Here is an 11314-nt window from a genome sequence, read left to right on the forward strand (position 1 = left end):
CCACTGAACAGTGGGCCGTTCGCAACCGGTGTACGAAATGATCTTCGGAATACACCATCCATCTACGTCAACTTCAGTGTTAGCTCAGCCAGTCAGGATGAATATTTGCGTGCCCCGTGGGTATCGGACTGGCGCTTATCCTAACCGTATTAACAGCAACCTAACAGCACCAACAACAACCGATAAGCATAAAAACAACGCTTCGTTGACTTATATCAAATGCAAGTGTAGCACGTTAACACTTTTATGAAAAACTTCTACTGGAATGCCAGCTTAGCTCACAAAAAGCAGCATTTTCGCTACATTTCAGCTGCATCAGCGCAAAAGTAAAACCTGTAGGTAATAACTTTTCAATTGCATGAAAAATAATGTTTTAATATGGGTTTGGCGCATAAATTTTGCTTATTACGCATAATTACGCCTGCCCGGCATTTTTGCCCTGTTTTAACATCCTTAACATCTTATTTTCTCAGGCCCGTGCGGTTGGTATTTTGTCGCCTGCATGCCAACATAGGTCGGGTTATTAACCGTTCGATGGAAAAATCATGCATTTCCCCCTGATCCTTGTCTCACCCGCTCGCCCGGAGAATATCGGCGCGGCTGCCCGCGCCATGAAAACCATGGGATTTAGCGAGTTGCGTATTGTCGCCAGTGACGCCTGGCAGGATCCGGCCGCGCGGCGTGTGGCCCACGGCGCCGGTGAGATTCTTGACCACGTGAAAACCTATGACACGCTGAGCGCCGCGCTGGCGGATGTCGATTTTTCCTTGGCCACTACCGCCCGCAGCCGGGCGAAGTTTCGCTATTACGCCACGCCGGCGCAGGTCGAAACCATCCTGCAGGAGAAGCGTCAGTGGCTGAACCGCATCGCGCTGGTGTTTGGCCGTGAAGACAGCGGGCTGACTAATGAGGAGCTGGAACAGGTCGATCTGCTGACCGGCATTCCGATGGCGCAGGACTATCCTTCGCTGAATCTCGGCCAGGCGGTGATGGTGTACTGCTATCAGCTGTCGGCGCTGCATCAGGTGGCAGCCGCGCCGGTTGAGGCGGCTAACGCGCAGCAGCTGCAGGCGCTGCGCCAGCGTTTTCATCAGTTGCTGGTGACGCTGGACGTCAGCAATGATGCCAAGCTGGCGGACTGGATCGATCAGCGCATCGGTCTGCTGGAGCAGCGCGACAGCGCCATGCTGCACCGTTTGCTGCATGACGTAGAAAAAAAACTTATAGATAATTGCTCGGGAAAACCGGCTCCGGACAGTGAGTGATCGGGCGTCTGTGACGCTGCCTGAACGATCGCAATCCGTTTCGGCGTCTGCGGCGCAGCACTGCGCAGCAGCACCATTCGGGTGCAAAGACAAATTCGTTGACTTAACGTGCGCTTTGCTTTACTTCTGGAAGGCAGACGGACAAGACAAAGACAGACAGAAAAAATCTCAATGCGTAACCACAGCCTGAACACCACCATTATTATTACCACCACCATTACCACAGGTAACGGTGCGGGCTGACGCATACAGGAAAAACAAAAGAAAGAAGCCCGCACCTCAACAGTGCGGGCTTTTTTTTCGGCAAAAATTCAGGAGAGCTTCAATCATGCGAGTGCTGAAATTCGGCGGAACCTCGGTAGCCAATGCGGAACGTTTTCTCCGCGTGGCAGATATTCTGGAAAGCAATGCGCAACAGGGACAGGTTGCCACCGTGCTCTCTGCGCCAGCGAAAATCACCAATCATCTGGTAGCGATGATTGAGAAAACCATCAGCGGCCAGGATGCGCTGCCGAATATCAGCGATGCCGAACGCATTTTTGCCGAACTGCTGCAGGGGCTGGCCGATGCTCAGCCAGGTTTCGATTACGATGGCCTGAAAACCCGCGTTGAGCTGGAGTTTGCCCAGCTGAAACAGGTGCTGCACGGCATCAGCCTGCTGGGGCAGTGCCCGGATGCCGTCAACGCCGCCATTATCTGTCGCGGTGAGAAGCTGTCGATTGCCATCATGGAAGCGCTGCTGCAGGCGCGCGGCCACAAAGTGACGGTGATCGATCCGGTCGAGAAACTGCTGGCGGTGGGCCACTATCTTGAATCGACTGTGGATATCGCCGAATCCACCCGGCGTATCGCGGCCAGCCAGATCCCGACCGATCACATGATCCTGATGGCGGGCTTCACCGCCGGCAATGAGAAGGGCGAGCTGGTGGTGCTGGGGCGTAATGGCTCCGATTACTCGGCGGCCGTGCTGGCGGCGTGTCTGCGCGCGGACTGCTGTGAAATCTGGACCGATGTCGATGGCGTTTACACCTGCGATCCGCGTCAGGTGCCGGATGCGCGTCTGCTGAAGTCGATGTCTTATCAGGAGGCGATGGAGCTCTCCTACTTTGGCGCCAAAGTGCTGCACCCGCGCACCATCGCGCCGATTGCCCAGTTCCAGATTCCGTGTTTAATCAAAAATACCGCCAATCCTCAGGCGCCAGGCACCCTGATTGGCGGCGAAGGCGAAGTGGATGAAAATCCGGTAAAAGGCATCACCAATCTGAATAACATGGCGATGTTTAACGTCTCCGGTCCGGGCATGAAAGGGATGGTGGGCATGGCGGCGCGCGTGTTTGCCGCGATGTCGCGCACCGGCATTTCCGTGGTGCTGATTACCCAATCCTCCTCCGAATACAGCATCAGCTTCTGCGTGCCGCAGAGCGAGCAGGCGCGCGCGCGTCGCGTGCTGGAAGAGGAATTCTACCTCGAACTGAAAGATGGCCTGCTCGATCCGCTCGACGTGCTGGAGCAGCTGGCGGTGATTTCGGTGGTGGGCGACGGCATGCGCACGCTGCGCGGCATCTCCGCTAAATTCTTCTCGGCGCTGGCACGCGCCAACATTAATATCGTGGCGATTGCCCAGGGCTCCTCTGAGCGCTCCATTTCGGTCGTGGTCAGCAACGATGACGTCACCACCGGCGTGCGCGTGGTGCATCAGATGCTGTTCGCCACCGATCAGGTGATTGAAGTGTTTGTGGTGGGCGTCGGCGGTGTCGGCGGCGCGCTGCTTGAGCAGCTGCACCGTCAGCAGGCGTGGCTGAAGGGCAAGCATATCGATCTGCGCGTGTGCGGCATCGCCAATTCGCATGCGCTGCTGACCAACGTGCACGGCATCGACCTCAGCAACTGGAAAGCGGCGCTGGCGGAAGCCAAAGAGCCGTTTAACCTCGGCCGGCTGATTCGTCTGGTGAAAGAGTACCATCTGCTCAACCCGGTAATTGTCGACTGTACCTCCAGCCAGGCGGTGGCCGATCAGTACGCGGACTTCCTCGCCGAAGGTTTCCACGTGGTCACGCCAAATAAAAAGGCCAATACCTCGTCGTGGAATTACTACCAGCAGATGCGTGCGGCGGCGGCGAAATCGCGCCGTAAGTTCCTTTACGACACCAACGTCGGTGCCGGTCTGCCGGTGATTGAAAACCTGCAGAACCTGCTGAACGCCGGCGATGAGCTGATCAAATTCTCCGGCATCCTGTCGGGCTCGCTGTCGTTTATCTTTGGCAAGCTGGATGAGGGCGTGACGCTGTCCGAAGCTACCCGCATGGCGCGCGAGCTGGGCTTTACCGAGCCGGATCCGCGTGACGACCTGTCCGGTACTGACGTGGCGCGTAAACTGCTGATTCTGGCGCGTGAGGCGGGTCATCAGCTGGAGCTGAGCGACATCGACATCGAACCGCTGCTGCCCGCCAGCCTGACGGAGATCGCCGATGTCGATCAGTTTATGGCGCGGCTGCCGGAGCTGGACAACGCCTTTGCCGCGCGCGTTGCCAAAGCGCGTGATGAGGGTAAAGTGTTACGCTTCGTCGGCGCGATTGAAGAGGGCGGCGCCTGCAAAGTTAAAATCGATGCGGTGGACGGCAACGATCCGCTGTACAAAGTGAAGAACGGCGAAAACGCACTGGCGTTTTACAGCCGCTATTATCAGCCGATCCCGCTGGTTCTGCGCGGATATGGCGCGGGGAATGATGTCACCGCGGCGGGTGTGTTTGCCGATTTGCTGCGCACGCTGACGTGGAAGTTGGGAGTTTAATGATGGTAAAAATTTATGCACCGGCCTCGATAGGTAACGTCAGCGTCGGCTTTGATGTGCTGGGCGCGGCGGTTTCGCCGGTGGATGGCTCGCTGCTGGGCGACTGCGTGTCGGTCGAAGCGGCAGACCAGTTTAGCCTGCAGAATAAAGGGCGCTTTGTCAGCAAACTGCCCGCCGATCCGCAGGACAACATCGTTTACCAGTGCTGGCAGCGTTTCTGCCAGGCGATTGGTAAAGACGTTCCGGTGGCGATGACGCTGGAGAAAAACATGCCGATTGGTTCAGGCCTCGGTTCCAGCGCCTGCTCGGTGGTGGCCGGCCTGATGGCGATGAATGAGTTCTGCGGCCAGCCGCTTAACGACACCGAGCTGCTGGCGCTGATGGGCGAGCTGGAAGGGCGCATCTCCGGCAGCGTGCACTATGACAACGTCGCGCCGTGCTTCCTCGGCGGCGTACAGCTGATGATTGAAGAGAACGGGATCATCAGCCAGGAGGTGCCGTGCTTTGATGACTGGCTGTGGGTAATGGCTTATCCGGGCATCAAAGTCTCCACGGCGGAAGCACGCGCCATCCTGCCGGCGCAGTATCGCAAGCAGGATGCCATCAAACATGGTCGTCTGCTGGCCGGCTTTATTCACGCCTGCCACACCCGTCAGCCGCTACTGGCGGCTAAACTGATGCAGGATGTGATCGCCGAGCCGTATCGCACCAAACTGCTGCCGGGCTTTGCTGAGGCGCGTCAGGCGGCCAGCGACATTGGCGCGCTGGCCTGCGGTATTTCGGGCTCTGGCCCGACACTTTTCGCCGTTTGCAACGAGATGGCAACGGCACAGCGGATGGCGGACTGGCTGAGCCAGCACTATCTGCAGAATGAGGAAGGCTTCGTCCATATCTGCCGTCTTGATACGGCTGGCGCACGTAAACTGGGATAACGCATGAAACTCTACAACCTTAAGGATCATAACGAGCAGGTTAGCTTCGCGCAGGCCGTGAAACAGGGCCTCGGCTCGCAGCAGGGGCTGTTTTTCCCGCTGGAACTGCCGGAATTCGAGCTGACCGACATTGATGCGATGCTGGAGATGGATTTCGTCAGCCGCAGCAGCAAGATTCTCTCTGCTTACATCGGCGATGAAATTGCCGCACACCAGCTGGCCGAGCGCGTGAAGAACGCCTTTGCTTTCCCGGCACCGGTGAGCCAGGTGAGCGACGATGTGGCCTGCCTCGAACTGTTCCACGGTCCGACGCTGGCGTTTAAAGATTTCGGCGGGCGCTTTATGGCGCAGATGCTGTCGTACGTGTCTGGCGCGGATGAGCAGATCACCATTCTGACCGCGACCTCCGGCGATACCGGCGCAGCGGTGGCGCACGCGTTCTACGGCATGGAAAACGTGCGCGTGGTCATCCTCTATCCGCAGGGCAAAATCAGTCCGCTGCAGGAGAAGCTGTTCTGTACGCTGGGCGGCAACATTGAAACCATCGCGATCGATGGCGACTTCGATGCCTGTCAGGCGCTGGTTAAGCAGGCGTTTGATGACGAAGAGCTGAAAAAAGCCATCGGCCTGAACTCGGCTAACTCCATCAATATCAGCCGTCTGCTGGCACAGATTTGCTATTACTTCGAGGCGGTGGCGCAGCTGCCGCAGGAGAAACGTAATCAGCTGGTGGTGTCGGTGCCAAGCGGTAACTTTGGCGATCTCACGGCCGGTCTGCTGGCGAAATCGCTCGGTCTGCCGATCAAGCGTTTTATCGCCGCGACCAACGCCAACGATACCGTGCCGCGCTTCCTTGCCGACGGTCAGTGGCAGCCGAACGCGACCGTGGCAACGCTGTCGAATGCGATGGATGTCAGCCAGCCTAACAACTGGCCGCGTGTGGAAGAGCTGTTCCGCCGCAAAACCTGGCGCCTGACCGATCTGGCCTACGGCGCGGTGTCGGATGAGACCACCAAAGCCACCATGCGCGAGCTGGCAGAGCTGGGTTACCTGTCAGAACCGCACGCGGCGATTGCCTATCGTTTGCTGCGCGATCAGCTGCAGGAAGGGGAGTTTGGCCTGTTCCTCGGCACCGCGCATCCGGCGAAGTTTAAGGAGAGCGTGGAAGAGATTCTCGGCCAGCCGCTGCCGCTGCCGGAAGCGCTGGCCGCGCGCGCCGATTTGCCGCTGCTGTCGCATGCCATGAAGGCGGATTTCGCCGCGCTGCGGGCGTTTTTGCTGAAGTAAATACCCAACGGGCCGGTCACATCGGCCCGTTATGCATTTTTCTGGCGGCGCGATTTAACGCGCGGGTTTTTAACAGACGCGCATTAATTTGCGCCGCTACGATTCTGGTGAAACTGGAGTTATTGCTCGCGGCGCTTAAATACCAGCTCGTTACCCTTACTCTCCGCCGCATCAAAGAAATAACCGTCAACATCAAACTTCTTCAGCTGCGTCGGTTTCGTCAGGCGCTTCTCAATCACGTAACGGCTCATCAGGCCGCGCGCCTTCTTGGCGTAGAAACTGATCACCTTGAACTTACCGTTTTTCTCATCGAGGAACACCGGCTTAACCAGCTCGGCATTCAGCTGCTTCGGCTTGATGGCTTTGAAATACTCATCGGAGGCGAGGTTGATCAGCACGTCATCGCCCTGTTCCGCCAGCGCGTCGTTGAGCTTTTGCGTCAGCAGGTCGCCCCAGAAACTGTAGAGATCTTTGCCGGCCGGATTCGCCAGTTTGATGCCCATCTCTAAGCGGTACGGCTGCATCAAATCCAGCGGGCGCAGCAGGCCATACAGGCCCGAAAGCATGCGCAGGTGTTTTTGGGCAAAATCAAAGTCGGCTTCGCTGAAGGTCTCTGCCTGCAAACCGGTATAAACATCACCTTTGAAGGCCAGAATTGCCTGCCGCGCATTATCGGGTGAGAAGGGCGGCTGCCACTGGCTGAAACGGTCGGCGTTGAGGTGCGCCAGTTTGTCGCTGATGCCCATCAGCGAAGCGATTTGCGCCGGGGAAAGATCGCGCGCCACGTCAATCAGCTGCTGTGATTTTTCTAACAGCGCCGGTTGGGTAAACCGTGACGTAGCCAGCGGGCTTTCATAATCCAGTGTCTTGGCTGGCGAGATAACCATCAGCATTGTGTCTGTCCTCGTTGACCCGCTGTTTTCAGGGGATGGATGGGAAAAATGTCGCGACGAGTGTAGCAAAAAAGCTGCACGGATCGGCAAATCGCTCCCATTTGTTAGCGCTATCGTAAAGGGCACGCGGCGATGTTGCGCCGCTTAGCCTGCGTGATATTATCGCAACAGCCTTTTACACCCTGACAGTCAACTTAAGAGAAAAGAGAACCATGACGGACAAACTTACTTCCTTGCGTCAGCTGACTACTGTGGTCGCCGACACCGGTGATATCGCGGCAATGAAACTCTACCAACCGCAGGATGCCACCACTAACCCTTCTTTGATCCTCAACGCTGCGCAAATCCCTGAATACCGCAAACTGATTGACGAAGCCATTAGCTGGGCACGTCAGCAGAGCAGCAACAAAGAAGAGCAGCTGGCGCTGGTTTCTGACAAGCTGGCCGTCAACATTGGTCTGGAAATTCTCAAACTGATCCCGGGACGTATCTCTACTGAAGTTGACGCGCGACTCTCTTACGACACCGAAGCGAGCATCGCGAAAGCACGCAGCCTGATCAAGCTGTACAACGATGCCGGCATCAGCAACGATCGTATCCTGATCAAACTGGCCTCAACCTGGCAGGGCATCCGCGCGGCGGAGCAGCTGGAGAAAGAAGGCATCAACTGTAACCTGACGCTGCTGTTCTCCTTCGCCCAGGCGCGTGCCTGTGCCGAAGCGGGCGTGTTCCTGATTTCGCCATTTGTTGGCCGTATCCTCGACTGGTACAAGCAGAACACCGACAAGAAAGAGTACGCAGCGCATGAAGATCCAGGTGTGGTATCCGTGTCTGAGATCTACAACTACTACAAGCAGCACGGCTATGAAACCGTGGTAATGGGCGCCAGCTTCCGTAACGTCGGCGAAATCATTGAGCTGGCCGGTTGCGACCGCCTGACGATCTCTCCGGGCCTGCTGAAAGAGCTGGCCGAGAGCGAAGGCAGCGTAGAGCGTAAACTGAGCTACAGCGGCGAAGTAAAAGCGCGTCCGGCTAAAATGACCGAAGCGGAATTCCTGTGGCAGCACAACCAGGATCCAATGGCGGTGACCAAACTGGCCGAAGGTATCCGCAACTTTGCCATCGACCAGGGCAAACTTGAGAAGATGATCGCCGAACTGCTGTAAGGTGATGTGCCGTGGCGGCTGCCGGTCGCCACGGTTTTCGCGTTTCCCTCGCTGGTGCTTTGTATTATCCTTTCTGCCATTCCCCTTTTTCTCACCGCCCCGCGGTCAACACAGCGATAACTCTATGGATACTTTACGTATTGGCTTAATTTCCGTGTCCGATCGGGCCGCTAACGGCATCTATCAGGATCAGGGCATTCCGGCGCTGGAAAGCTGGCTTAGCGCTGCGCTGGCGACACCGTTTGAGATTGACACCCGCCTGGTTCCGGATGAACAGCCGATGATTGAGCAGGCAATCTGCGAGCTGGTCGACGAACGTTTTTGCCACCTGGTGCTGACCACCGGCGGTACCGGTCCGGCCCGGCGCGACGTCACGCCGGATGCGACCTTAGCGGTAGCCGACCGCGAGATGCCCGGCTTTGGCGAGCAGATGCGGCAGATCAGCCTGCAGTTTGTGCCGACCGCGATTCTGTCACGCCAGGTGGGCGTGATCCGCAAGCAGTCACTGATCCTCAATCTGCCGGGACAGCCGAAATCGATTAAAGAGACGCTGGAAGGGTTGAAAGCGGATGACGGTACGGTGAAAGTGCCAGGGATTTTCGCGGCTGTACCCTATTGTTTACAGCTGCTGGAAGGGCCTTACGTCGAAACCCACCCGGAGGTGGTAGCAGCTTTTCGCCCGAAAAGCGCACGGCGTGAGACAAACGTCTGAAAATTGCCGTTTTCAGGCATAAAATGCAGAGTGACTGGTGTGGCAAAATATTGACGGTATAGTAACCTCAGCTTTACAACTATACTGACATGGCCTCTGGATACCGCACTCTTATGGATTCGCTGACAACGCGTCGACTCAACCGCCAGGACTACAAAACCCTGGCGCTGGCTGCCCTGGGCGGGGCGCTGGAATTCTACGATTTTATCATCTTCGTCTTCTTCGCTGCGGTGATTGGCGAGCTGTTCTTTCCGCCAGACATCCCGGAATGGCTGCGTCAGGTGCAGACCTTTGCCATCTTCGCCGCCGGTTATCTGGCGCGTCCGCTGGGCGGCATCATCATGGCGCACTTTGGCGACAAAGTCGGGCGCAAGAAGATGTTCAGCCTGAGTATTCTGCTGATGGCGCTGCCGACGCTGGCGATGGGGGCGCTGCCCACCTACGCCAGCATTGGCATTGCCGCACCGTTACTGATGTTGCTGATGCGCGTGCTGCAGGGCGCAGCCATTGGCGGCGAGGTGCCGGGCGCGTGGGTGTTTGTTGCGGAGCATGTGCCGGAAAAGCGCATCGGCTTTGCCTGCGGCACGCTGACTGCAGGCTTAACCGCCGGCATTCTGCTCGGGTCGCTGGTGGCGACGGTGCTGAATACTTCGCTCTCGCCGGCGGCGATACGCGATCACGGCTGGCGCATTCCTTTCTTCCTCGGCGGCCTGTTTGGCCTGCTGGCGATGTATCTGCGTCGCTGGCTGCATGAAACCCCGGTATTTCGTCAGATGCAGCAGCGCAAAGCGCTGGCGGAAAAGTTGCCGCTACAGACCATTCTCGCCAGCCATAAGCGCGGCATTGCGGTGTCGATGCTGCTTACCTGGCTATTATCAGCCTGTATTGTGGTGGTGATTCTGATGGCGCCGACGCTGATGCAGAAGCAGTATGGCGTGCCGGCGGCGCTCAGTCTGCAGGCCAACAGTTTCGCGACCGTAATGCTGCTGATCGGCTGCGTGCTGGCGGGCTGGATTGTCGATCGCTACGGTGCGGCGCGTACCTTACTGATTGGTTCGTTGCTGCTGGCGCTGTGCAGCTGGAGCTTTTTCCAGCAGCTTGGCGGCACGCCGCAGATGCTGTTCATCTGGTACGGTCTGGCGGGACTGAGCGTGGGCGTGGTCGGCGTGGTGCCGTTTGTTATGGTGCGGGCGTTTCCGGCGGCGGTGCGCTTCACCGGCATTTCCTTCTCTTACAACGTGTCGTATGCCATCTTTGGCGGTCTGACGCCGATCAGCGTGACGCTGATGATGTCGCTGACGCCGATGGCGCCGGCCTGGTACGTGCTGGCGCTGGCGCTGATCGGCATGCTGGTGGCGCTGTGGTTATGGCATGACAGCCGCCAGGCTAATGCGCAGCTGGATGTCTCGCTGCATTCATCGTAATGGCAGCGCGCGCAGCGGCACGGCTCCGCGCGCCGTTGATTACTCGCCAATCGGCAACACGCTGCGCTCAAACTTCTCGTTCAGCACTTCGCCCATCGCCAGATAAAAGGCGCTGGCACCACAGACGATGCCCACCCAGCCGGCGATGCGCAGCAGCGCCGCGTGATCCAACAGATGACCGATAGCCAGCAGCGCAAACAGCAGCGTCAGGCTGGCAAACACAAACTGCAGCATCTTCGCGGCCCGCAGCGTGCCAAAGAACAGAAACAGCGTGAAGAGGCCCCACAGTGCCAGATAAGCGCCGAGGAAATGGCCATCGGCGGCGGCAGCCAGTCCCATTTTCGGCAGCAGCAGAATCGCCACCAGCGTCAGCCAGAAGCTACCGTAGGAGGTAAAGGCGGTCAGGCCGAAGGTGTTGCCTTTTTTATACTCCAGCAGCCCGGCAAGGATTTGCGCGATGCCGCCGTAAAAGAGGCCCATCGCCAGGATAATCACATCCATTTCAAACAGACCGGTGTTGTGTAAGTTGAGCAGGATGGTGGTCATACCAAAACCCATCAGGCCCAGTGGGGCGGGATTCGCCAGCGTGGTGTTGCCCATAATTCCTCAGCAGCAGCGTTATTGTTTATTGGTTTAACGCCCGCGCCAACAGCGGTGGGGCGCGGGGCGCTGCATCATAATCAGGTGGCTTTTGCCGCACTTTGATCTCACGCGGTAAGAGAATCTAAATTTTTTTTAGTTTTAACCCTTGATGCGCTTCGAAGCGGCCCCATTTAGTTGTCATCAAGCATTGTGAGGCAGCAAAAAAATCTGCCGCAGCAGTTGAAAGTGGTCAGCGTGACCG

The 11314-nt window shown here is 57.6% G+C and carries 10 protein-coding genes and 1 other annotated feature; of the genes, 8 read left to right on the forward strand and 2 right to left on the reverse strand.

Translation table 11 applies throughout. From position 1 onward, the window contains the following. Positions 1-545 precede the first annotated feature (545 nt). From AC6I79_RS03755 to thrC, 5 genes are all read left to right on the forward strand, one after another. A complete protein-coding gene (locus AC6I79_RS03755) occupies positions 546-1265 on the forward strand; it encodes a tRNA/rRNA methyltransferase (RefSeq protein WP_498027580.1) in 720 nt (239 codons plus the stop codon). Between the two features lie 171 nt (positions 1266-1436). Continuing rightward, entirely contained in the window at positions 1437-1508 is a 72-nt protein-coding gene (gene thrL / locus AC6I79_RS03760) for a thr operon leader peptide (protein WP_128601299.1), read from the forward strand. Beyond that, positions 1444-1567, forward strand: a sequence feature (Thr leader region). (Overlaps the previous gene by 65 nt.) Before the next feature lie 26 nt (positions 1568-1593). Then, positions 1594-4056 carry a bifunctional aspartate kinase/homoserine dehydrogenase I gene (gene thrA, locus AC6I79_RS03765; RefSeq protein WP_058781607.1) on the forward strand — a complete coding sequence of 821 codons (2463 nt, stop codon included), beginning with the start codon at positions 1594-1596 and terminating at the stop codon, positions 4054-4056. 2 nt (positions 4057-4058) lie between these two features. Further along, positions 4059-4988, forward strand: a complete 930-nt coding sequence (gene thrB / locus AC6I79_RS03770) for a homoserine kinase (protein WP_031279903.1) — start codon at positions 4059-4061, stop codon at positions 4986-4988. 3 nt (positions 4989-4991) lie between these two features. Then, complete coding sequence (gene thrC / locus AC6I79_RS03775; protein ID WP_021508656.1) at positions 4992-6275, forward strand: threonine synthase; 1284 nt, start codon at positions 4992-4994, stop codon at positions 6273-6275. 119 nt (positions 6276-6394) lie between these two features. Here the strand turns inward: thrC and yaaA are convergent, their stop codons facing one another. Further along, positions 6395-7168 carry a peroxide stress protein YaaA gene (yaaA, locus tag AC6I79_RS03780; RefSeq protein WP_058757132.1) on the reverse strand — a complete coding sequence of 258 codons (774 nt, stop codon included), beginning with the start codon at positions 7166-7168 and terminating at the stop codon, positions 6395-6397. Between the two features lie 212 nt (positions 7169-7380). Between yaaA and tal the strand changes: the two genes are divergently transcribed. From tal to AC6I79_RS03795, 3 genes are all read left to right on the forward strand, one after another. Then, the gene (gene tal / locus AC6I79_RS03785; protein ID WP_058757131.1) at positions 7381-8334 is read left to right on the forward strand and encodes a transaldolase; all 954 of its coding nucleotides are present in this window, start codon (positions 7381-7383) and stop codon (positions 8332-8334) included. A 124-nt stretch (positions 8335-8458) separates the two neighbouring features. After that, the gene (gene mog, locus AC6I79_RS03790) at positions 8459-9046 is read left to right on the forward strand and encodes a molybdopterin adenylyltransferase (RefSeq protein ID WP_021508659.1); all 588 of its coding nucleotides are present in this window, start codon (positions 8459-8461) and stop codon (positions 9044-9046) included. 113 nt (positions 9047-9159) lie between these two features. Further along, positions 9160-10470 carry an MFS transporter gene (locus AC6I79_RS03795; protein ID WP_159377893.1) on the forward strand — a complete coding sequence of 437 codons (1311 nt, stop codon included), beginning with the start codon at positions 9160-9162 and terminating at the stop codon, positions 10468-10470. A gap of 39 nt (positions 10471-10509) precedes the next feature. Here the strand turns inward: AC6I79_RS03795 and satP are convergent, their stop codons facing one another. After that, positions 10510-11070 carry an acetate uptake transporter gene (satP, locus tag AC6I79_RS03800; protein ID WP_059011785.1) on the reverse strand — a complete coding sequence of 187 codons (561 nt, stop codon included), beginning with the start codon at positions 11068-11070 and terminating at the stop codon, positions 10510-10512. Between the last annotated feature and the right edge of the window lie 244 nt (positions 11071-11314).

This window comes from gamma proteobacterium symbiont of Scutellera amethystina (assembly GCF_059730845.1).